Origin of the sequence: Nocardioides sp. cx-173 (assembly GCF_021117365.1) — a bacterium.
Taxonomy (GTDB): domain Bacteria; phylum Actinomycetota; class Actinomycetes; order Propionibacteriales; family Nocardioidaceae; genus Nocardioides.
In genome coordinates, this window is sequence record NZ_CP088262.1 from 2,404,406 (window position 1) to 2,425,673 (window position 21,268).

Sequence of the window (21,268 nt, forward strand, 5' to 3'; positions counted from 1 at the left end):
CTTCGCACCTCGACCACCGAGGCCCTCCGGTGGTCGAGGTGCGAGGAACGCCAGCGCTCGTCCTGAGGTGCGAGCGCAGCGAGCCTCGAAGGGACGAGCCTCGAGACCTGGTGAGCCGACAAGCAGCATGGGGTACGGCGGTCGGGTCGCCGCGGGGGTCTCGAGGCTCAGGCGCTGCACGCCTTCGCACCTCGACCACCGAAGGGGCGTTGCGTGCCTGCGCACCTCGACCACCGAAGGGGCGCGTTGCACGCCTTCGCACCTCGACCACCGAGACGCAAAAAGTTCTCAGAACCCTGTGGACAAAGGGCATTCTCGGGCGCTCGACTGTCGGTGGCGGGTGCTTGAGTAGACCCATGAGCACCCCCGGACCCGACCAGAGCAGGCAGCTGCTCGACGGTGTCCGCGCCGAGACCCGAGCAGCCACCGACGCCGAGCTGCGACGCCTCCACCTCGTCCACGACTGGTGCGCCCTCCACGAGACCCACGACGATGCCGACGCCGCGTTCGGCGACCACGGCATCCCGCTCGCCGGCCCCGGGGCACCCATGATCAGCGAGTTCGCGGTCATGGAGCTCGGCGCCGCCCTGGGCATGTCGACCGACTCCGCCAAGCGCTACGTCGGCGCCGCCCTCGAGATCAAGTACCGCCTCCCCAGGATCTGGGCCCGCGTCGAAGCCGGTCAGCTCGGGTTCTGGAAAGCCCGCTGGATCGCCGAGCACACCAAGTGCCTACCCGCGGCCGGCGCCGCGTTCGTCGACGCCCGGGTCGCCTACTGCGCGCACAAGGTCTCCTACGCCGAGGTCGAACGACAGATCACCACCGCGATCGCCAGGTTCGACCCCGAGCAGGCCGAGAAGCTACGCCGCCAAGCCGCCGACGGCCGCAAGCTCGACATCCACACCGAGGCCATGTCCCTCGAAGGCACCATCGAGATCAACGGCACCCTGGACGCCCAGGACGCCCTCGACCTCGATGCCGCGATCAGCCGGCTCGCCGCCGACCGGAAGGCGGCGGGGTCGAGCGAGTCGTTGGATGTGCGACGCGCGCAGGCCGCCGGTGATCTGGCGCGGGGACAGGAGACGCTGTCCTTGGGTGATCAGGACGGTGGGGGTGGTTTCGAGGCTCGCTTCGCTCGCACCTCAACCACCGAGAAGAGCATCAAGATCACCCGGGTCATCGACCTGCACGTCCACGAAGCCGGCGTCTTCGGCGACCCGAACGCCACCCTCGGCAGATGCGGCCGCAAGCCGGTGCTCGTCGAGACGATCCGCGAGTGGTGCGCCGCACCCGACACCACGGTCATCAACGTCAAGCCCGTGCGCGACCTGGCCGAGCACGTCCACGTCGCCGGCTACGAGCACCCCGACCGCCTCATCGAGCAGGACGACCTGGTCGACCACCACTGCGTGTTCCCCTGGTGCACCCGACCCGCCGAACGCTGCGACCACGACCACGTCACCCCCTACAACAAGGGCGGACCAACGTGCTCCTGCAACTCAGCACCCCTGTGTCGCGGACACCATCGCCTGAAAACGCACGGCCGCTGGACCTACGACGTCCTGGACCGCGGCACGTATGTCTGGCACTCACCCCACGGCGACGCCTACCGCCGCGACCACACCGGCACCGAACCACTCCAACACCAGAGACCCTGACCGCCCCACACCCCGCCACCCGCGGGGCCACCGGCGTGTCCGCCCGGCGTCCGCGCTTGTGATGCGCGACCCCGGGTTGCCGGCTGTGCTCAGAGTCCAAACCCGAGACTGGCGCACGCCGAGCCCCTACCCTGATCCGGTGATCCGCCGCGCGCTCGTCGTCCTCGTGACGCTGGCGGCCGCCCTGACGCTGGCGGCGCCAGCACCAGCGCCGGCCTCCCCCCGCATCGAGGACACCAACCCGCTCGCCGGCCGCGCCTGGGGCGTGTACGGCGGTCGGGCCGAGCTGGCGTGGGAGCCGTACGTGCGCGCGACCGGCTGGCGCAAGAAGCTGCTCGCCAAGATCGCGCTCCGGCCTAAGGCCAAGTGGTTCGGCGGCTGGATCCCCGACGACAAGATCGCGGGCAAGGTGCGCGAGTACGTCGCCAACGCGACAGGGGGCGACCCCGAGGTCATGGTGTCGATGAGCGTCTTCCGGATGCGGCCGTGGGAGCGCACGGCGTGCCAGCGGCTGCCGACGAAGGAGGAGAAGGCCAGCTACCGGCGCTGGATCAACCGCTTCGCCCGCGCGCTCGGCGACACCCACACGATGCTGGTCCTGCAGCCCGACGGCCCCTTCGCGCTCTGTGCGCCGGGCGGCTCGAAGGTCCCCAGCCGGCTGATCGCGTGGAGCGCGCGGGTCCTCAGCGCGCTGCCCAACACCCACGTCTACCTCGAGGCGGGCGCCTCCGACTGGCTGCGCGTCGACGAGGCCGTGCAGCTGCTGGTCGACATGGGCGTGGGGCACACCCGCGGGCTCGCGCTCAACACCACCCACTACGACTCCCCCGAGGCCAACATCCGCTACGGCGCCGAGGTCGCCGACCGGCTCGCGGCGCGCGGCATGCCTGGCAAGAAGGTCGTCGTGGACACCTCCCAGAGCGGCCGGCCGTTCACGTACCAGGACTGGAGGAGAAACCCCCAGGACCGCGACTACGCCAACGCCGCGCCGTGCCGCAACCGCACCCAGGTCCGCTGCGTCACCCTCGGCATCCCGCCGACCGCCGACGTCACCGACCCGGCGACCGGTCTCTCCGCCGAGGTGCGCGAGCTCGCGGGTCACTACGTCGACGCGTTCGTGTGGTCGGGCCGGCCGTGGCTGTTCATGCAGACCGAGCCGTTCCTGCTCAGGCGCGCGCTCAACATCGCCCGCACGACGCCGTACTGAAGGTTGCGGGGTCTCGAGGCTCGGGCCTGGCGGCCCTCACACCTCGACCACCGAAGGGGTCAGATCTCGCCGAGCCTGCGGACGGTCTCCTCGAACTCGGCCACCAGGTCGGCCATGACGTCGGCCACCGGGCGGACGTCGTTCATGCGGCCCACGATCTGGCCGATCGGCATCGAGATGACGTCGGGGTCGTTGGCGGCGCTGATCCGGTGGTGGGCCTGGGCGACGAGCAGGTTCTGCAGCGGCATCGGGAGCGGCGCGGGCGCGCCCTCCTCCTCCCAGGCCTGAGTCCACTTGGTCTTGAGCAGGCGGGCCGGCTTGCCGGTGTAGACCCGGGTGCGCACGGTGTCGCTGCTGGTGGCGCGCGTGAACGCCGTCTCCCAGGCCTCGCTGTTGGCGGCGCCCATGAGCTGGTACTCCTGGGTGCCGAGCCAGATCGAGCCCATCCAGACGCCCTGCGACCCCAGCGCGAGCGAGGCGGCGACCTGGCGCCCGGAGCCGATGCCGCCGGCGCCGAGCACGGGTACGTCGGGCCCGACGGCGTCGACGATGTCGGGCTGCAGCACCATGCTGGCGACCTCGCCGGTGTGGCCGCCCGCCTCGTAGCCCTGCGCGACGATGATGTCGACGCCGTTGGCGACGTGGCTGAGCGCGTGCTTGGCGGCGCCGGCGAGCGCGGCGACCTTGATGCCGTGCTCGTGGCACTTCTCGATGACGTCGACCGGCGGCGAGCCCAGCGCGTTGGCGATCAGCACCGGCCGGTGCTGCAGCGCGACGTCGAGGTGCGAGCGGGCCACGGAGTGCAGCCAGCCGAGCACGCCCTCGCGGTCCTCGCCCTCGGGCAGCGGCGGCACGCCGAGCTTGAGCAGCGTCTGGTCGACGAACTGCCGGTGCTCCTCGGGGATCATCGCCCCGAGGTCCATCGAGGTGCCCTCGGTCGGGATCGTCATCGGCATGACGATGTCGACGCCGTACGGCTTGCCTTCGGTGTGGTCGTCGAGCCAGGTGAGGACCCGCTCGAGATCCTCGGCGTCGTTGAAGCGCACGCAGCCCAGCACGCCCAAGCCGCCCGCGCGAGAGACCGCGGCGGCGACGTGCTCGGAGGGCGTGAAGGCGAAGATCGGGTACTCGATCCCGAACTCCTCACACAGCGGCGTCCGCATCAGGCACCTCCGCCGTCTGCCCCGACCGGGTAGCCAGGGCCATCTGCTTCGCCTTGGGGTACTGCGCCTTGCCCGTCGCGTTGCGGGGGATCTCGGGCACCAGCGTCAGTGCCCGCGGCAGCTTGTAGCCCGACAGCGACGCGCGCAGGAACGCGCGCAGGTCCTCCAGCTCGACCGTCTCGCCCTCACGCGGCTGCACGACGGCGGCGACCGCCTGGCCGTACTTGTCGTCGGGGATGCCCACCACGAGGCAGTCGTAGACGGCGGGGTGGCCCTTGATCGCCATCTCCACCTCCTCGGGGTAGACCTTCTCGCCGCCGGTGTTGACGCAGTTGGAGCCGCGACCGAGCAGCGTGACCCGGCCGTCGGTCTCGATGCGCGCGAAGTCGCCCGGCACGGAGTAGCGCTCGCCGTCGATCTCCAGGAAGGTCTTGGCCGACTTCTCGGGGTCCTTGTAGTAGCCCACGGGCACCGACCCGCCGCGGCCGAGGCGCCCGATCCGGCCCACGTTCGTCGCCAGGTCCAGCACGTGGTCGTCGTCGCCGATGACCACGCTGGCCGGCCCGAGGCCGACGACCGGGCCGTCGTGGCTGATCGCGTTCCGGTCCTGCATCCCCATGCCCTGGAAGCCGGTCTCCGAGGCCCCCACCGAGTCGGTGAAGACGCTGTTCGGGAACGCCGCCATCCACCGCTCCTTCACCGGCGGGCTGAAGATCGCGGCACTGCTGGAGATCGCGAACAGGCTGGACCCGTCGTACGGCGTACCGGTCGCGGCCTTGCGCTCGTACTCCTCGATCAACGGGCGGGCCATCGCGTCGCCGGTCATGAAGATCAGCTGCACCTGCTCGCGCTCGATGATCTCCCAGGTACGCCGCGCGTCGAACTTCGGCTCGAGCACCGTCAGGTGCCCGGCGAAGAGGTGCATGAGCAGCCCGGCCTGCGCGCCGCCGTGCATCAGCGGGCTGAGCGGGAAGGTCACCATCCGGGGCTCGGTGGCCTGCTTCGACTGGTCGTACTCCGCCAGCGGCTCACCGGTGTAGAAGTCGATGCCGCCGCCGAGCACCCGCCAGAAGTCCTCGTGGCGCCACATGACGCCCTTGGGGAAGCCTGTGGTGCCGCCGGTGTAGATGATGTGGAGGTCGTCGGGGCTGCGCTCGCCGAAGTCGCGCTCCTCGCTCTGCCCCTCCAGGGCGGCCTCGATGGTCACGCCGCCGAACGGCGAGAGGTCGGCGACGTTGTCGGGGTCGAGCGCGTCGGGGATGGCGACGAAGGTCGTGAGCTTCTCGTGGTTCGGCGCGCAAGCGGCCACCAGCGGCGCGTAGGTGCGCTCGTGGATCAGCGCCACGACGTCGGCGTTGTCGAAGAGGTAGTTGAGCTCGCCCTCGACGTAGCGGTAGTTGACGTTGATGTTGACCGCGCGCACCTTGACCACGGCCAGGACCGCGACGACGTGCTCGACACTGTTCTTCGCGTAGACGGCGACGTGGTCGCCGGCCCCGATGCCTCGCGAAGCCAGGTAGTGCGCCAGCCTGTTGGCGTCGCGCTCCAGCTCGCCGTACGTGACGACTCGCTCCCCCACCTTCAGGGCGCGGTTGTCGGGCGCGGCGTCGACGGCGTGCTCGAAGAGGTCGGCGATGTTCAGGGCCACGCCGCGAGACTAGAACACGTTCTTGTTTTTCGCTAGCCTCGCGTCATGAGCAGCCAGGACGTCACCCGCGAGTCCACCGAGCCCGCCCCGCACTGCCTCGTCGAGCAGGTCGGCCACACCCTGGTGGTCACGATGAACCGCCCCGAGGCCCGCAACGCGCTGTCCGGCGAGATGCTCGCGATCATGGGTGAGGCGTGGGACCGGGTGAACTCCGACGACTCGGTGCGCGTCTGCATCCTCACCGGAGCCGGCGGCTACTTCTGCGCCGGCGCCGACCTCAAGGCCATGGACTCCCGACCCCCGTCGGCCAGCTTCGACTCCGGCGACTTCGACCCCTCGGTGATCAAGCCCCTGCTCAAGGGGTTCCGCCTCACCAAGCCGCTCATCGCCGCGGTCGAGGGCCCGGCCGTCGCCGGTGGCACCGAGATCCTCCAGGGCACCGACATCCGCGTGGCCGGCGCGTCCGCCAGGTTCGGCGTCACCGAGGCCCGCTGGAGCCTCTACCCGCTGGGCGGCTCCGCCGTGCGCCTGATCCGGCAGCTGCCCTACACCGTCGCCGCCGAGCTGCTCCTCACCGGCCGCACCATGACCGCTTCCGAGGCCAAGGAGGTCGGCCTGATCGGCCACGTCGTCCCCGACGGCACCGCCCTAGCCAAGGCGCACGAGCTCGCCGACCTCATCGCCGCCAACGGCCCGCTCGCCGTCCAGGCGATCCTGCGGACCATGCGCGACTCCGAGGGCAAACACGAGGACGACTGCTGGGCCGACGACGCCCGCGTCGGCGCCGCCGTCTTCGCCTCGAACGACGCCAAGGAGGGCCCCCGCGCGTTCGCCGAGAAGCGCGCGCCGCAGTTCACTGGGACCTGAGGCTCACCGTCGGCTCGAGCACCCGGTCGTGGCCGACCTGGCGCGAGGAGCCGACGAGGTCGAGGGCGACGACGCCGCGGATGTCCTCACTGGACGCACCGACCCGCAGCTCGACCGCTCCCGGCTCGACCACCCGCACGAGGTCGCGGCCGGTGAGGGAGGTGAGGTCCGCGTGGAGATCGAGGCGCACCCGGGCCCGCTCCCCCGGCGCCAGGTCGACCCGGACGGCCCCGATCAGCTGCTGGACGGGGCGGACCACCGACGAGACCGGATCGTGCAGGTAGACCTGGACGACCTCGGAGACGTCACGGTCGGCGTCGTTGGCCAGCTCGACCTCGACGGCGGTGGTGCCGTCGGTGTCCCAGCGCGATCCGGACGTGCCGCTGACGGAGACCCAGGTGGCGCAGGCGTAGGACAGGCCGTGACCGAAGGGGTAGAGCGGCGTGGGGTCGACGCTGCTCACGTCGGTGAGGCGGGCCAGGGTCGGCGAGAGGTAGGTCCACGGCTGGGTCGAGCCGGCGTCGGGGAAGCTCACGGGCAGCCGGCCGGACGGGTTGACCCGGCCGGACAGCACGTCCGCGATCGCCTGGGCGCCCTCCTCGCCGGGGAAGAAGCCGCACACCAGCCCCGCCAGCCGCGGCGCGAACGCGCTGACGTCGTACGGGCGGCCGACCAGCAGCACCGCCACGACGGGGGTGCCGGTCTCCAGCAGCGCCCCGAGCAGCTCCTCCTGGCGGCCCGGGAGCCGCAGGTCGGGTACGTCGCAGCCCTCGCCGGAGGTGCCGCGGCCGAAGAGCCCGGCCTGGTCACCCAGGACGACGACGCAGACATCGGCCGCCGCCGCCGTCGCCGCGGCCGCCGCCAGGTCGGCGTCGTCGCCGCCGAGCACCGGGCAGCCGAGCTCGTAGGAGATGTCGTAGGTGTCGGCCAGCGCCTCGCGCACCGTCCGGATGACGACACCGTCCTCGACCTCGGGGTGGTGCACGAGCACGTGCATCGGGAAGGCGTAGCAGCCTTGCATCGCCTGCGGGGTGTCCGCGCGCGGGCCGACGACGGCGACCCGGACGCCGTCGCGCAACGGCAGCACGCCGTCGTTGGCGAGCAGCACGACCGAGCGCTGCGCGACCTCGAGCGCCACCGCGCGGGACTCGGGCCGGTCGAGGTCCACGTCGGCCGGCTCGGGCGGCGCCCAGCCGGGGTCGAGGAGCCCGAGCTCGCACTTCTGCCGCAGCACCCGCGACAGCGCGCGGTCGACGACCTTCTCGTCCACCTGCCCCTCGGTGACCGCCGCCCGGAGCGGCTCGTCGTAGGCCTTGGGCGAGGGCAGCTCGATGTCGATTCCCGCCTCCAGCGCGAGGCGAGCGGCCTCGCCGAGGTCGCCGGCGACGCGGTGCAGGCTCTCGAGGAACGCGACCGAGAAGTAGTCGGCGGCGACCGTGCCCTCGAAGCCCAGCTGGTCGCGCAGCAGGGTCGTGAACAGCTCGGGGTCGGCGGCGGCGGGCACGCCGTCGATGTCGGTGTAGGAGTTCATCACCGAGCGGGCCCCGGCGCGCAGGGCCATCTCGAAGGGCGGCAGGAACACGTCGGCCAGCTCGCGCGGGCCCGCGGACACGGGCGCCAGGTTGCGTGCGGCGCGGGAGGCGGAGTAGCTCAGGAAGTGCTTGAGCGTGGCCACCACTCCCCCGGACTCGAGCCCGCGCACGTAGGCGCTGCCGACGAGCCCCACCAGGAACGGATCCTCGCCCAGCGTCTCCTCCACGCGCCCCCAGCGCGCGTCACGCACGACGTCGAGCACCGGAGCCAGGCCCTGGTGCACCCCGAGGTCGCGCATGGACGCGGCGATCTGCCCGGCCATGCGCTCGACGAGCGGGGGGTCGAAGGTCGCCGCCCAGCACAGAGGCGAGGGGTAGATGGTCGCGCCCCAGACGGCCAGGCCGGTCAGGCACTCCTCGTGCGCCTGGGCCGGGATGCCGAAGCGGTTGGCGGCGACGACGTCACGCTGGCGCTGGGCCAGCAGCTCCAGCCCCTCACGGGGGGCCAGGGGCCCGGTGCCGAAGGTGCGGGTCAGCTGGCCCAGGCCGTCCTCGATCAGCTCGTCCCAGTCGGGCTGGGGCCCCAAGGTCTCGCGCAGCATCGGCGCCATCCCGCCGGCCTCGGGGTCGAGCCACCAGATGCCGGAGAGCTGGCTCACCTTCTCGCGCAGGGTCATCCGCGGCATCAGGTCCGCGACGCGGGCGTCGGTGCTCGCGGTCGGGTCGCGCCAGAGCTCGGTCATGAAGTGCCTCCCGGGGCGGCGGTGGAGTGACGTCGGACGAGCGTCGTCTCGAGGGTCACGTGCGTGTGGGCGAGCTCCTCACCGGCGACCAGCGCCACCAGCATCTCGACCGCGTCGTGGCCCATCTGTCGGATCGGCTGCTGCACCGTCGTGAGCGGCGGGCGCGACAGCGCGGAGTCGGGGATGTTGTCGAACCCCACGACCGAGAGCCGCTCCGGCACCTCTATCCCGAGCTGCGCGGCGACCTCCAGGGTGGCCAAGGCGGAGGCGTCGTTGGCCGCGAAGATCGCGGTGGGCGGCTGCGGCAGTGCCAGCAGCTCGCGGGCCGCGTCGCCGGCCTGGTCGGCCTCGAACGCGCCCAGGCGCAGCAGCGACTCGTCGACGGGCACGCCGGCGGCCGCGTGCGCCTCGCGGTAGCCGCGCTCGCGCAGGCGGGCCGAGATCAGGTCGGGGCGGCCGGTGACCATGCCGATGCGCCGGTGCCCCAGCTGCAGGAGGTGGTCGACGCCGAGCCGCGCGCCCTGCAGGTTGTCCGCGGTGACGGTCGGCAGGCTGGAGCGCCCGGTGTGCGGGTCGACCGCGACGATCGGCCCGTCGTACTGCACGTCGGTGACGGTGGGCGTCACCAGCACCGCGCCGTCGACCAGGGTGCCCATGACCCGCGACAGGTAGCGCCGCTCCCAGCCGACGTGCTCGTCGACCCGGCCGCCGGCGGAGTAGGCGACCAGCTCGAAGCCGGTGCCGCGGATGGCGTCGGCGGCCCCCTTGAGCACCTCGGTGCTGAACGGCTCGAAGTCGGCGACCAGCACGCCGAGCACGTTGGTGCGGCTGTTGCGCAGGCTGCGGGCGACCAGGCTGGCCTCGTAGCCGAGGCGGTTGACGACCTCGAACACCTGGGCCGAGGTGCCGCTCGCGACGCCGTAGCGGCCGTTGATCACCTTGGAGACCGTCGACACCGAGACGCCCGCCTCCGATGCCACCTGCTGCATCGTGACCCGACCGTTGCTCGAGCGGCGCTCCGTCATCTCGTCCTCTCCGCGGCCGTCCGTCTGGCCGTTCGTCTGGCCGTTCGTCTGGCCGGTCATCCCTTCACCGCGCCCTGCAGACCGCCGACGATCCGCCGCTGCAGCGCCAGGAACAGCACCAGGGCGGGGATCATCGCGATCGAGGTGAAGGCCAGGACGCCGGCCGTGTCCGCCGAGTGCTCGGTGGAGTAGTCGGCGACGCCGAGGGGCAGCGTACGCATGTCCTGCTGCAGGAGCAGGAGCGGCAGCAGGTAGGCGTTCCATGAGCCGACGAAGGCCAGGACGGCCACGGTCACGAGCCCGGGCCGGGACAGGGGCAGCATCAGCCACCAGAAGATGCCGACCCGCGAGGCGCCGTCCATCAGGGCGGCCTCCTCGAGCTCCTTGGGGATCGCCATCAGGAACGGGCGCAGGATCACCACGGTGATCGGCAGCCAGAAGGCCGCCTGCGGCAGCGCCACGCCCCACCAGGTGTTGCCCATCTCCAGGTCGCGGGTGACCAGGATGAACAGCGGGATGATCGCCACCGCCGCCGGGAACAGCAGCCCCAGCACGAACACCATGAACAGCGGCTCGCGCAGCCGGAACTGATAGCGCGCCAGCGGGTAGGCCGCCATCACCCCGCAGACAACGGCGACGACGGTGGTGATGACCGCGATGGCCGTGGAGTTGAGGGCGTAGCGCCAGAAGTCGGGGTTGGCGAAGACGCCGTTGTAGTTCTTCAGCAGCCAGGGGTCCGGCAGCCCGGCGGGGTCGGTGGCCAGCTGCTCGTTGCTGCGGAAGCCGCCCAGGGCGCCGTAGACGACCGGTCCCAGCGTCAGGGCGACGACCACCAGCGCGATGCCGTAGGTCAGCGGCCCACCGGCACCGAAGGGGCGCATCCGACGAGTCGACATCTTCTCCCTGTCCGTTGCGGGCCTGAACGCCGGGCTCATCGTTCGACCACCGTGTCCCGCCGCAGGATCAGCAGCTGGTAGGCCAGCGCCATCACGAAGCTCACCAGGAACAGCACGACCGAGGCCGCCCCGGCGATCCCGTAGTTGTGGCGCTGGGTGCCCTGGTTGATCAGGTACGTCGCCATCGTCGTCGTCGCGTTGGCCGGGCCGCCGCCGGTCAGCACCCACACCATGTCGAACTGCTGCAGCGAGCCGATCATCGACAAGAACAGCCAGGTGCGGATGGTCGGCCCGAGCAGGGGCAGCGCCACCCGGAGCTGGGTCCGCCACCAGCTGGCCCCGTCGAGCTGCGCCGCCTCGTACAGCTCGTCGGGCACTCCCTGCAGCCCGGCGAGGAAGAGCAGCACCGCCAGTCCGAGGTACTTCCACGTGAGGACGACGAAGAGGGTCGGCAGCGCCAGCTCCGGCGTGCCCAGGAACCCCTGCTCCGGTGGGGTGAGACCGACGAGCTCGATCAAGCCGTCGACGACGCCGTACTCGGGCTGGAGGAGCTGGAACCAGATCACGGCCGCGATGACCTCGGCCATGACGTAGGGGACGAAGACGACGGTGCGCAGCAGCCCGCGTAACCGGATGTTGCGGTTGAGCAGCATCGCGATCGCCAGGCCCAGGGGCAGCTGCACCACGACGGAGGCGATGACGATGACGAAGTTGTGCGCGACCGCGTCGCGGAACACGTCGTCGCCGAGGACCCGCCCGTAGTTGCGCAGGCCGACGAAGTCCTCCATCGGGCCGAAGCCCTTCCAGCGGTAGAAGGACATGCGCACCGCGGACACGATCGGCCACACGACGAACACGCCCATGAGAGCGAGGGCCGGCGTCACGAAGAGGAGGATCTCCAGTCGTTGACGCCAGCCCCCGCGAGTCACGCTCAGCTCAACCCTCGTCGTCGGCGGCCGACTGCGTGGCGGACACGACGTCCTCCGGCGTGGCCTGACCGGCGAACAGCAGGGCGATCTCGTCGTTCATCGCGCCTCCGATGGACTCTCCGAACGCCGTGTCGAAGTAGAGCTGGACGTACGGCGCCTCGTCGCGCACCTTGAGGAGCTCGGCGAGGGACGGGTTGGCCAGGGAGTCGAAGGCGGCCGGGTTGGTCGGCAGCCCCATGTCCTTCTCGGCGAAGCCCTGCTGCACCTCGTCGGAGAGCAGGTACTTGGCGAGGTCGACCGCGACGTCGGGGGCACCCTCCGGCACCGCCCACGCGTCGCCGCCACCGAGCTGGGCAGCCGGGTCGCCCTCGCCGCCCTCGACGGCCGGGAAGGGGAACCAGCCGGTCTTGTCGCCCAGCCCCAAGCCGTCGTCGGTGAGCCCCTGCATGACACCGGGCTCCCACTGTCCCTGCATCTCCATCGCCACCTTGCCCGTGGCCAGGAGGCCGGACGCCGAGCTCGCGCCCTCCTGCGCGGGGGTGCTCAGGAAGCCCGCGTGGAACGGCTCGGTCTCGAGGATGTCCTCGACGACCTCGCCCGCCTTCACGAAGCAGGGGTCGGAGAAGTCGCGGCTGGAGACGGCCTCGGTGATGGTGTCCGGGGAGCATGCGCGCACCGCGGTGTAGTACCAGTAGTGCGCAGCCGGCCACTTGTCACCGGCGCCCACGGACAGGGGCGTGAGGTCGGCGGCCTTGAGCTTGTCGATCACGTCGTAGAGCCCGTCCATGGTGGTCGGGGTCTCGGTGATGCCGGCCTGCTCGAACAGCTCGGTGTTGTACCAGAAGCCCACGACGCCCAGCGAGAACGGCAGCGCGTAGCTGGTGTCGTCGACCTGCCAGCCGGCCATCGCGACGTCGCCGATCTTCTCGATCTCCTCCGACGCGTCCTCGCTGAGGTCACGGACTAGTCCGGCCTCGACGTGGTCGGCCAGCTCGCCGCCTCCGCGCTCCATGTAGACGTCGGGCAGGTCGCCGCTCTGGAAGGCGGCGGCCAGCTTGTCGACCATGTCCTCGTGGGCCATGGCGCTGATCTCGACGTTGACGCCGGGGTTGTCGGCCTCGAAGTCCTTGGCGACCTGCTCGTAGTAGGCCTTGCCGGGGTCGTTGTTCGAGTTGTGCCACCAGGTGATGGTGTCCTCGTCCGCCTCGGACGAGTCGTCGCCGCCGCAGGCCGCTGCGAGCAGCAGCACTCCGGCGCTGAGCGCGGCGAGGGCCGCGCGTCGGGTCTTCGACCTCATGGGGTTCCTCCGTCCCGCCCCAACGCTCGTTGAGACGTTCGTCACACGGCAAGGTGTCACCGGAGACGGCACTTGTCAATCGTTGTCGATAACGTTTTCCAGATCGGCATTCCGGAAGTCCGGGTGGTCTGGTCCGGGCTCCTCTAGCCTGCTCCCGTGCTCACGTCAGTCTTCGGCGGCAGCTTCGGGCTGCTCTTCCTCGGCTTCATCGCGCTGGTCGTGGTGGTGTTCGTCGTCAGCATGGTTCAGGCCAAGCGGCGGCGCGAGGGGATGACGGCGTTCGCGGCGGCGCGCGGCTGGACCTACCGGGAGTCCGACGGCTCCCTGGTCACCCGCTTCAGCGGCGACCCGTTCGGGACCGGCAGCAGCCGGCGGGCGACCAACTGCCTGTACGGCGCCCACGACGGGCGCCCGATGGTGGCGTTCGACTACCGCTACACGACCAGCAGCGGCAGCGGCGAGAACAGCTCCACGGAGACCCACACCTACTCGGTCGTCGCCATGTCGCTCGGCCTGCCCGTGCCGCCGCTCGCGGTGTCGCCCGAGGGGCCCGTGGGTCGCTTCTTCGGGCGCCTGACCAACCGCGACATCGAGCTGGAGTCGGAGGACTTCAACCGGGCGTTCACGGTGCTCGCCCACGACCGGAGGTTCGCCTCCGACGTGCTGCACCCGCAGATGATGCAGATGCTGCTGCAGTGGCCGGCGCTCGGGTGGCGCTTCGAGGGCGACTCGATGCTCATGGTGCGCGCCGGACACCACGAGCCGCACGAGGTCGACGCCACGCTGGCCGTGATGGACGCGATCCTCGACCGGGTGCCCGAGCACGTGTGGCGCACCCTGCGGGGGCAGTGATGGTCGTCCTCGTCCTGGCGTGCCTGGCCGTGGCGCTGGTCCTCCTGCTGTCCGTGGTGGTGATGTACAACCGCTTCGTGCGCCAGCGCACCCTCGTGGACGAGTCCTGGGGCGGCATCGACGTCGAGCTGACCCGCCGCCACGACCTGATCCCCAACCTGGTCGAGACGGTGCGCGGGTACGCCGCCCACGAGCAGGCGCTGCTGCAGCAGCTCGTCGTCGCCCGCGAGGCCGCCACGGCGCACTCGCGCGACCAGCCCGCGCAGCGTGAGTCCTACGAGGACACCCTCGGCGGCGCGATCGCCTCCGTGCTCGTGCGCGCCGAGGCCTACCCCGACCTCAAGGCCCACAACGGCTTCCTGCAGCTGCAGCGCGAGCTCACCCACACCGAGGACCGGATCGCGGCGGCGAGGCGCTTCTACAACGGCAACGTCCGCGCCTACAACACCCGCATCCGCACCTTCCCCTCCAACCTGGTCGCGGGGATGTTCGGCTTCACCGCTCGCGACTTCTTCGAGCTGCACGACCCGGCCGCCAGGGCCGTGCCACAGGTCTGAGGCCTCCGGCTCAGACCGGGGTGATCGGCAGCGACCGGCGCGGCTGGAAGGCGAAGGTCGCACCCGTGCTGAAGCGGGTGACCGCGACCTCGCCCGCCTCCGGGGCGGCGACCTCACGCCGTACGACGTGGGCGGTGAAGGCCTCGTCGCCGCCGACGACCTCGACGTCCAGACAGGGGTCGACGGCGCGCACGATCGCCTGGAGCGACTCGGGGCTCTCGGGCCCGAGAAGCGCGGCCCAACCCCCGTCGGCGGAGGCCGGGGAGGGGCCGACGGTCACGGACGCCTCCCCCACGACCGCGTCGTGGTAGGCCGCCGGGTTGAGCAGCGGGTGCAGCTCGAGGACCCGCATCGCGCCGGGGATCCCCTCGGGCAGCCGCAGCGCGCGGTGCAGGCGCTCGGCCGCGAGCCCGGCGATGCCGATGAGCTGCTTGGTGCAGATCTCGCGCGCCATCGCCTCGCTGGTGGCACGCTTTCGCACCGCCACTTCGAACGACAGGTTCAGCAGGTGCATCTGCAGGCACACCTCGTCGGCGATGCGCACCATCGCGGAGTGCGAGAACGCGGCGAAGTCGAGGTCGGAGAGCAGCGGCCCGGAGTAGTCGGAGAGGCCCGCGTCGGCGGGGTCGATCGGGTCGAGCGCGACCGTGGCGGCGTACGTGAGCGCCACCTCGTCGTAGGCCGGCAGTGGCGCGACGGGCGGGAACGACTCGTCGATGGTGACCGTCCAGCGGCAGTGCGGGTGCTCCTGGGGCGAGGACCGGGGCGGACGGTGCACGGGGCGCACCTGCGCCCGGGGGTTGGTCGCGACCGCGGTGGCGTCGAAGGTGGGGTCCTCGATGTCGTGGCACATCGACACGACGTACGGCTCCCCCATCGGCTCCACGTCTATCAGCGCGCCGCAGTGGTCGAGGTGGAACTCGCCGTGCCAGGGATCGTGCACGGTGTAGCGGAAGTCCATGAACTGCGGCGGCGCTCCGATGTCGAGCTGCAGTCCCTTGAAGATCGTGACCACGTCGGTGCCCCGGTAGCCGAGCGCGTCCTGCATGCGGCGCGTGTAGACGGGCGAGGCGCCGGACCACTCCTCGATGGCGACCTGCGCCATCTCCTCGCGTCCCCAGGCCGAGATGCACCAGGCCATGCCGGAGCGGTCGATCAGCTGCCCGATGAGCAGCAGCTCGGGCACCAGCGTCGCGAGCTCCTGCCGGGACAGCGAGGCGTAGCGGCTAGCCAACGGAGCGCTCGCCCGTCCAGTACTGCGCCCGCAGGGCCTTCTTGTCCAGCTTGCCGAGCCCGGTGAGCGGCAGCGCGTCGGCGATAATGATCTGCTTGGGGGCGTGGACGGCGCCCTTGCGCTCCTTGACCAGCTGCGTGATCTCGGCCCGGACCTCGCCGGTCAGCTCCGCTCCCGGACGGAGCACGACGACGGCCGTGACGGCCTCACCCCACTTCTCGTCCGGCGTCCCGATGACGCCCACCTGGGCGACCGCGGGGTGCTCGGCGACGACGTCCTCAACCTCGCGGGGGAACACGTTGAACCCGCCGGTGACGATCATGTCCTTGGTGCGGTCGACGATGTACCAGAAGCCGTCCTCGTCCTCGCGTGCCACGTCGCCGGTGTGCATCCAGCCGTCGCGGAAGGTCTCGGCGGTCTCGTCGGGGAGGTTCCAGTAGCCGCCGGCCAGCAGCGACCCGGACACGCAGATCTCGCCGGGCTCCCCCACCGGCACCGGTCGGCCGTCCTCGCCCAGCAGCGCCGTACGCAGGAAGGCCGACGGCCGCCCGCACGACGACAGCCGGCGGTCGTCGCCGGTCGCGTGGTCGGACTTCGACAGGTAGCTGATCACCATGGGTGCCTCGGACTGGCCGTAGTACTGGGCGAAGATCGGCCCGAACCGCTCGATCGCCTCCTTGAGCCGCACCGGGTTGATCGCCGAGGCGCCGTAGTAGACGGTCTCCAGCGACGACAGGTCGCGGGTGTGCGAGTCCGGGTGGTCCATGAGCGCGTAGAGCATCGACGGCACCAGCATCGTGGCCGTGATCCGCTGCTCCTCGATCGTCCGGAGCACCTCGGCCGGGTCGAATCGCGAGAGCACGTGCAGCGACCCGCCCTTGATCACGGTCGGCACGAAGAACGCCGCGCCGGCGTGGCTCAGCGGCGTGCACATCAAGAAGCGGGGGCGCTGCGGCCACTCCCACTCGGCGAGCTGGACCTGCGTCATCGTCGCCATCGCCGCCGCCGTCCCGATGACGCCCTTGGGCTTGCCGGTCGTGCCCCCGGTGTAGGTGATCGAGACGATGTGGTCGGGCGGCAGCACCGGGGACTGGAGCGGCTGCGCGTCGAACGTGGCGGCCGCCGCCACCAGGTCGGTACCGACGTGCTCGAGCTCCTGCGGCACCGGGCCGATGGTGAGCACCCGGGTGAGGCCCGGGCACTTCTCGAGCAGCGCCAGCGCACGCTCGGTGAAGTAGGGGTCGATGACCAAGGTCGTGATGCCCGCGTCGTTGATGACGTAGGCGTGGTCGTCGGCGGAGCCCAGCGGGTGCAGCGACGTACGCCGGTAGCCCTGCGTCTGGCCGGCGCCCAGGACGAACAGCACCTCCGGCCGGTTCAGCGCCAGCAACGCGGCCGACGTACCCGCCCCGGCGCCGAGCGCCTCGAACGCCTGCACGTAGCGCGACATCTGCTCGGCCACCTCGCCGCCCGTGAGCGTCGTGTCGCCGAGGTGCATGACGTCCTGGTCGCGGTGGCGCTTGAGCGCGGCCACCATCAGGTTGCCGTTGTGGGTCCCGGTGCGCAGGCTGTCCGTCGCGGTGGAGGTCACCGGAGCAGACTAGAACGCGTTCTAGATTGGGGCAACGGGGGTTGTGCCGGGTGCGGGCGACACCGAGGCTCTCCCCATGACCCGCTACGTCGACCTGGCGCCCGAGGGCGCGTCCGTCGGCCGCTGCGTGGTGCTGCCCGGGCGGCAGTACACCGCCGACGGCCCGCTGCTCTTCTTCGCCACCCAGGTCGCGCTCGACCGTGGCTGGGACGTGCGCCAGGTGTGGTGGGAGGCGCCGGCCCGGGGCGGCGGCGCCGACGAGATCACGTGGGTCGGCGACCAGCTCGACGCGGCCGTCGGCGGCTACGACGGACGGGTGCTCGTCGTCGGCAAGTCGCTGGGCACCCTGGCCGCCGCACGCGCGGCAGCACGCGGGTACGACGCCGCGTGGCTCACCCCGCTGCTCAACGAGCCCGACGCCGCCGCACCGCTGCTCACCTACCCGGCCGCGCAGCTCGTCGTCATCGGTTCGGAGGACCCGTACCTCAGCCGGGACGTGCTCGACGCCCTTCCGGGCGAGCGCCGCGTCGTCGCGGGCGACCACGTCCTCCGGGTCCCCGGCGACGTCGCGGCTTCGGTGGCGAGCCACGGGCTCGTCGCCCGGATGTTCGACGCCTGGCTGGCGGGCCTGGGGTGACCGACGATCGCTCCGGCGCGTTGCCGGTCCTCGCTGGCGAAGGGGCGAGCCGGCCGAGCCGCGGACGCCGTACTCCGCGGGCGATCCTGGCGCTTGTCAGGGGTTGCAACCCCTGACAAGCGACGGGATACCCGGCTGACCGGGTATCCATCCCGGGTCAGCCGCCTCGGCTAGAACCCGCCGAAGTCGAAGCCGCCGCCGTCGAAGCCGCCCGCGTCGCCACCGCCGTCGAAGCCCCCGCCGGAGTCACCGCCGTCGCCCCCGCCACCGTCACCGCCGCCGTCACCACCGTCACCACCGCCGTACCCGCCGTCGCCGAAGCCGCCGAACATCATGCCGCCCATGAACATCCAGGTCAGGGGGCCGAAGGCGCCGAAGTAGCCGGCGGCATAGGGCTCGTAGGCGCGGCCGCCCTGGTAGTACGGCACCCGCTGGGCGCCGACCATCACCTTGCGGGTGTCGGGGTCGGCGCCGGCGCGCACCCGCTCGGCGTCCAGGGCGCACGCGGGGACGTCCCGCTCCACCCCGTCGGGCGGGACGTAGGGCACGTCGGTCACCGACGGCCCGTGGCGCGGGTCGAAGAAGCACGGCGCGCGGCGCGTCGGCAGCGGCGCGCCGACGACCCGGGCGCGCACGCAGGAGATCGCGTAGCGGCCGTCCTCGATGATCTCGGTGACGTGGCGGACGTCCTCGGGCCGGGTCAGCGCGTCGCCGGCCGCCTTGGCCGACTCGTAGGAGTCGAGGGCCCGCTGGTAGTCGGCGTTGGCGCCGGCGTCCAGCTCGTGCCCGGCCATCTCCGCATCGAGCTGGCGCAGGTCCTCGCCCAGCGCGGTGATGTCCTCGAAGGCGAGCTTGCGGACCGGGGCGAGCTCCGTCTCGCGGCGGGTGAGCTCACCGGACTGCTTGCGCCGCTCGGCCACGAGCCACACCGCGGCGACCGCCGCGACCACCAGCAACAACAGGATCAGGTCCATCCCCGGATCCTACGTCGGCGTGCCAGCGCGTCCGGGTCCTGCCGACGCTCGCGACGCGCCGAGCGGGTGCACCGAAGGCCGTACGCGGGTCCGGCGCCGACGGTAGCGTGGGGCCGCCGACGGCACACCAGGTGTCGCAGACGAAGGAGCACGACCGGATGAGCTTCATGGACAAGGTGCGCGGTCAGTTCATCGACATCGTCGAGTTCCTCGACGACAGTCGCGACACGATCGTGTGGCGGTTCCCCCGCCAGGGCAACGAGATCAAGAACGGTGCCCAGCTGATCGTCCGCGAGGGTCAGACGGCGGTGTTCGTGAGCGAGGGCCAGATCGCCGACGTCTTCACCCCGGGCACCTTCGAGCTCACCACCCAGAACCTGCCCATCCTCAGCACGCTCAAGGGCTGGAAGTACGGCTTCAACTCGCCGTTCAAGGCCGAGGTCTACTTCGTCGGCACTCGGCAGTACACCGACCTGAAGTGGGGCACCCAGAACCCCTTCACCGTGCGCGACGCGGAGTTCGGCATGGTGCGCCTGCGCGCCTTCGGCACGTACGCGCTGCGGGTCACCGACGCCGCGGTCCTGCTGCGGCAGCTCGTGGGGACCGACCCGGACTTCCGCACCGACGAGGTGTCGGAGTTCCTGCGCCAGAACATCGTCGCGGCGGTCACCTCGGCGCTCGCCACGGCCAACGTCCCGATGCTGGACCTGGCCGCGAACCAGCAGGCGATCTCGCAGCAGCTCGTCGGGACGTTGAGCGCCAGCCTGGCGGAGTTCGGCATCGCGCTGCCGCGCTTCGTCATCGAGAACATCTCGGTGCCGCCCGAGGTCGAGGAGGCGCTGGACAAGCGCAGCCAGATGGGCATCCTCGGCAACCTCGACCAGTACACGAAGTTCCAGGCCGCCAACGCGCTGGAGGACGCCGCCAACAACCCGGGGGCCGCCGGGCAGGGCACCGGCATGGTCGTGGGGATGGGTCTGGGACAGGCGGCGGCCGGTGCCGTCGCCGGCGCCCAGCAGGCCGCCCCGGCCAGCCCCCCGCCGCTCCCGGGCGGGGGTGGTACGCAGTGGTACATCGCCGTCAACGGTCAGCAGGCAGGCCCCTTCGCGGCCTCCGCGCTGCCCGCCAAGGTCGCCGCCGAGCAGCTGAGCCGCGAGACGCTGGTGTGGTGTGAGGCGATGTCCTCCTGGCAGCCCGCCGGCGAGGTGCCGGAGCTGGCCGGGCTCTTCGCGAGCACCCCGCCGCCGCTTCCCCCGGAGGCATGAGCATGTCCAGCACGCCTCCCCCGCTCACGCCGAGCGAGGCGCTGTTCGCGTCCTGCCCGACGTGTGGCTCCCAGGTGACCTACGCCCCGGGCACGACGCTCCTTCGCTGTGGCGCGTGCGGTGCCGAGCACAGCATCGAGGCCGGCGCCGACACCACCGTCGACGAGCACTCCTTCGACGAGTGGATGGCGCGCAACTCCCACGCCAAGGTGGCACTGCTCGGCAAGCAGGTCCTGCGCTGCCAGGGATGCGGGGCGCAGGTCGAGACCTTCGACCTGGCCGAGACCTGCCAGTTCTGCAGTGGCCACCTGATCGCGCTCTCGACGCCCGACGGGGTGGTGGCCCCCGAGGCGGTGGTCCCGTTCGAGGTCGACAGCGGCGCCGCCCAGAAGGCCTTCAAGGGCTGGATCGGCTCGCGGTGGTTCGCACCCAACGCACTGAAGAAGATCGGCTCGACCGAGTCGCTGGTCGGCACCTACGTCCCCCACTGGACCTTCGACGCTCGGACCGCGACGGACTACCGGGGCGAGCGTGGGGAGCACTACTACGTCACCAAGACCCGGCAGGTCTCCGACGGCAAGGGCGGCACCCGCACCGAGACCTACCAGGAGCGGCACACCCGGTGGTACGACGCCCAGGGGCACGTCACGCGCGCCTTCGACGACGTGCTCGTCCCGGCGACCGAGCGCCTACCGCAGAAGCGCCTCGACGAGATGGGGCCCTGGCGCCTCGAGACGGCCGTCGCCTACCAGCCCGAGTACCTCTCGGGCTACTCCGCACTGCGCTACGACGTCGAGCCGCAGGACGGCTCGACCCAGGCTCGGGAGGAGATGCGCGGCACCATCGAGCAGGACGTGCGCAGCGACATCGGCGGCGACGAGCAGCGCGTGCACCACCTGGACGTGACCTACGCCCAGGTGCTGTTCAAGCTGGTGCTGCTGCCGCTGTGGCTGGCGACGTACCTGCACGCGGGCAAGCAGTGGCAGGTGATGGTCAACGCCCACACCGGCAAGGTCACCGGCGACCGCCCCTACTCCGCGGTGAAGATCACCCTCGCGGTCCTGGTCGCCCTGGTCGTGATCGCCCTGGTGGTGCTCCTGGTGATGAACGCCCGGGACTCCTCGGCCACCGGGGCGATCGGCGCAGCGATCGGCGGCCTGTCACCGGGGTAGCGCCGGCCCGTCAGCCGGCCC

18 protein-coding genes are annotated in these 21,268 nt (G+C 71.5%); 8 read left to right on the forward strand and 10 right to left on the reverse strand.

All coding sequences use genetic code 11. The annotated features are described in order from the left end of the window. Positions 1 to 356: 356 nt before the first annotated feature. Together LQ940_RS11670 and LQ940_RS11675 are read left to right on the forward strand one after the other, a co-directional pair. Complete coding sequence (locus LQ940_RS11670) at positions 357 to 1,658, forward strand: HNH endonuclease signature motif containing protein (RefSeq protein WP_231243626.1); 1,302 nt, start codon at positions 357 to 359, stop codon at positions 1,656 to 1,658. A gap of 139 nt (positions 1,659 to 1,797) precedes the next feature. After that, positions 1,798 to 2,865, forward strand: a complete 1,068-nt coding sequence (locus tag LQ940_RS11675; RefSeq protein WP_231243627.1) for a glycoside hydrolase family 6 protein — start codon at positions 1,798 to 1,800, stop codon at positions 2,863 to 2,865. A gap of 59 nt (positions 2,866 to 2,924) precedes the next feature. Here the strand turns inward: LQ940_RS11675 and LQ940_RS11680 are convergent, their stop codons facing one another. Both LQ940_RS11680 and LQ940_RS11685 read right to left on the reverse strand, forming a co-directional pair. Next, positions 2,925 to 4,028 carry an NAD(P)H-dependent flavin oxidoreductase gene (locus LQ940_RS11680; RefSeq protein ID WP_231243628.1) on the reverse strand — a complete coding sequence of 368 codons (1,104 nt, stop codon included), beginning with the start codon at positions 4,026 to 4,028 and terminating at the stop codon, positions 2,925 to 2,927. After that, complete coding sequence (locus LQ940_RS11685) at positions 4,009 to 5,676, reverse strand: acyl-CoA synthetase (protein WP_231243629.1); 1,668 nt, start codon at positions 5,674 to 5,676, stop codon at positions 4,009 to 4,011. Before LQ940_RS11685 ends, LQ940_RS11680 begins: the two co-directional genes overlap by 20 nt. A gap of 45 nt (positions 5,677 to 5,721) precedes the next feature. On the opposite strand from LQ940_RS11685, the gene LQ940_RS11690 reads away from it, so the two are divergent. Then, on the forward strand, positions 5,722 to 6,543 hold the full coding sequence (locus tag LQ940_RS11690) for a crotonase/enoyl-CoA hydratase family protein (RefSeq protein WP_231243630.1): 822 nt from the start codon (positions 5,722 to 5,724) through the stop codon (positions 6,541 to 6,543). Here LQ940_RS11690 and LQ940_RS11695 read toward each other — a convergent pair. The 5 genes from LQ940_RS11695 to LQ940_RS11715 are packed head-to-tail and all read right to left on the reverse strand — an operon-like array spanning position 6,530 to position 12,965. Continuing rightward, on the reverse strand, positions 6,530 to 8,818 hold the full coding sequence (locus LQ940_RS11695; RefSeq protein WP_231243631.1) for a beta-glucosidase family protein: 2,289 nt from the start codon (positions 8,816 to 8,818) through the stop codon (positions 6,530 to 6,532). The genes LQ940_RS11690 and LQ940_RS11695 overlap by 14 nt on opposite strands. Beyond that, entirely contained in the window at positions 8,815 to 9,903 is a 1,089-nt protein-coding gene (locus LQ940_RS11700) for a LacI family DNA-binding transcriptional regulator (RefSeq protein ID WP_231243632.1), read from the reverse strand. Before LQ940_RS11700 ends, LQ940_RS11695 begins: the two co-directional genes overlap by 4 nt. Beyond that, positions 9,900 to 10,739 carry a carbohydrate ABC transporter permease gene (locus LQ940_RS11705; protein WP_231243633.1) on the reverse strand — a complete coding sequence of 280 codons (840 nt, stop codon included), beginning with the start codon at positions 10,737 to 10,739 and terminating at the stop codon, positions 9,900 to 9,902. The genes LQ940_RS11700 and LQ940_RS11705 overlap by 4 nt, the downstream gene beginning before the upstream one ends. Before the next feature lie 35 nt (positions 10,740 to 10,774). Further along, on the reverse strand, positions 10,775 to 11,623 hold the full coding sequence (locus tag LQ940_RS11710; protein WP_231243634.1) for a carbohydrate ABC transporter permease: 849 nt from the start codon (positions 11,621 to 11,623) through the stop codon (positions 10,775 to 10,777). Positions 11,624 to 11,675: 52 nt separating this feature from the next. Beyond that, the gene (locus LQ940_RS11715) at positions 11,676 to 12,965 is read right to left on the reverse strand and encodes an ABC transporter substrate-binding protein (RefSeq protein ID WP_231243635.1); all 1,290 of its coding nucleotides are present in this window, start codon (positions 12,963 to 12,965) and stop codon (positions 11,676 to 11,678) included. A gap of 156 nt (positions 12,966 to 13,121) precedes the next feature. Between LQ940_RS11715 and LQ940_RS11720 the strand changes: the two genes are divergently transcribed. Both LQ940_RS11720 and LQ940_RS11725 read left to right on the forward strand, forming a co-directional pair. Next, positions 13,122 to 13,817 carry a DUF3137 domain-containing protein gene (locus tag LQ940_RS11720; RefSeq protein WP_231243636.1) on the forward strand — a complete coding sequence of 232 codons (696 nt, stop codon included), beginning with the start codon at positions 13,122 to 13,124 and terminating at the stop codon, positions 13,815 to 13,817. Then, entirely contained in the window at positions 13,817 to 14,374 is a 558-nt protein-coding gene (locus LQ940_RS11725) for a LemA family protein (protein WP_231243637.1), read from the forward strand. The genes LQ940_RS11720 and LQ940_RS11725 overlap by 1 nt, the downstream gene beginning before the upstream one ends. Before the next feature lie 10 nt (positions 14,375 to 14,384). Here the strand turns inward: LQ940_RS11725 and LQ940_RS11730 are convergent, their stop codons facing one another. Then, positions 14,385 to 15,608, reverse strand: coding sequence for a hypothetical protein (locus LQ940_RS11730; protein ID WP_231243638.1), 1,224 nt, complete (start codon positions 15,606 to 15,608; stop codon positions 14,385 to 14,387). After that, a complete protein-coding gene (fadD8, locus tag LQ940_RS11735) occupies positions 15,601 to 17,199 on the reverse strand; it encodes a fatty-acid--CoA ligase FadD8 (RefSeq protein ID WP_231243639.1) in 1,599 nt (532 codons plus the stop codon). Before fadD8 ends, LQ940_RS11730 begins: the two co-directional genes overlap by 8 nt. A gap of 76 nt (positions 17,200 to 17,275) precedes the next feature. Between fadD8 and LQ940_RS11740 the strand changes: the two genes are divergently transcribed. After that, positions 17,276 to 17,836, forward strand: coding sequence for a hypothetical protein (locus LQ940_RS11740; RefSeq protein ID WP_231243640.1), 561 nt, complete (start codon positions 17,276 to 17,278; stop codon positions 17,834 to 17,836). A gap of 170 nt (positions 17,837 to 18,006) precedes the next feature. Here LQ940_RS11740 and LQ940_RS11745 read toward each other — a convergent pair whose 3' ends face one another. After that, a complete protein-coding gene (locus LQ940_RS11745) occupies positions 18,007 to 18,810 on the reverse strand; it encodes a hypothetical protein (protein WP_231243641.1) in 804 nt (267 codons plus the stop codon). 131 nt (positions 18,811 to 18,941) lie between these two features. On the opposite strand from LQ940_RS11745, the gene LQ940_RS11750 reads away from it, so the two are divergent. Together LQ940_RS11750 and LQ940_RS11755 are read left to right on the forward strand one after the other, a co-directional pair. Further along, complete coding sequence (locus LQ940_RS11750) at positions 18,942 to 20,075, forward strand: SPFH domain-containing protein (RefSeq protein ID WP_231243642.1); 1,134 nt, start codon at positions 18,942 to 18,944, stop codon at positions 20,073 to 20,075. 2 nt (positions 20,076 to 20,077) lie between these two features. Next, positions 20,078 to 21,247 (forward strand): hypothetical protein, encoded by a 1,170-nt coding sequence (locus LQ940_RS11755; RefSeq protein ID WP_231243643.1) that lies wholly within the window; start codon positions 20,078 to 20,080, stop codon positions 21,245 to 21,247. Positions 21,248 to 21,268: the final 21 nt, after the last annotated feature.

Coding starts and splice junctions, on each gene's coding strand:
- LQ940_RS11755 (WP_231243643.1), top strand. CDS start 20,078: ATGTCCAGCACGCCTCCCCCGCTCACGCCGAGCGAGGCGCTGTTCGCG.
- LQ940_RS11745 (WP_231243641.1), bottom strand. CDS start 18,810: ATGGACCTGATCCTGTTGTTGCTGGTGGTCGCGGCGGTCGCCGCGGTG.
- LQ940_RS11725 (WP_231243637.1), top strand. CDS start 13,817: ATGGTCGTCCTCGTCCTGGCGTGCCTGGCCGTGGCGCTGGTCCTCCTG.
- LQ940_RS11705 (WP_231243633.1), bottom strand. CDS start 10,739: ATGTCGACTCGTCGGATGCGCCCCTTCGGTGCCGGTGGGCCGCTGACC.
- LQ940_RS11740 (WP_231243640.1), top strand. CDS start 17,276: ATGACCCGCTACGTCGACCTGGCGCCCGAGGGCGCGTCCGTCGGCCGC.
- LQ940_RS11715 (WP_231243635.1), bottom strand. CDS start 12,965: ATGAGGTCGAAGACCCGACGCGCGGCCCTCGCCGCGCTCAGCGCCGGA.
- LQ940_RS11695 (WP_231243631.1), bottom strand. CDS start 8,818: ATGACCGAGCTCTGGCGCGACCCGACCGCGAGCACCGACGCCCGCGTC.
- LQ940_RS11700 (WP_231243632.1), bottom strand. CDS start 9,903: ATGACCGGCCAGACGAACGGCCAGACGAACGGCCAGACGGACGGCCGC.
- LQ940_RS11670 (WP_231243626.1), top strand. CDS start 357: ATGAGCACCCCCGGACCCGACCAGAGCAGGCAGCTGCTCGACGGTGTC.
- LQ940_RS11680 (WP_231243628.1), bottom strand. CDS start 4,028: ATGCGGACGCCGCTGTGTGAGGAGTTCGGGATCGAGTACCCGATCTTC.
- LQ940_RS11690 (WP_231243630.1), top strand. CDS start 5,722: ATGAGCAGCCAGGACGTCACCCGCGAGTCCACCGAGCCCGCCCCGCAC.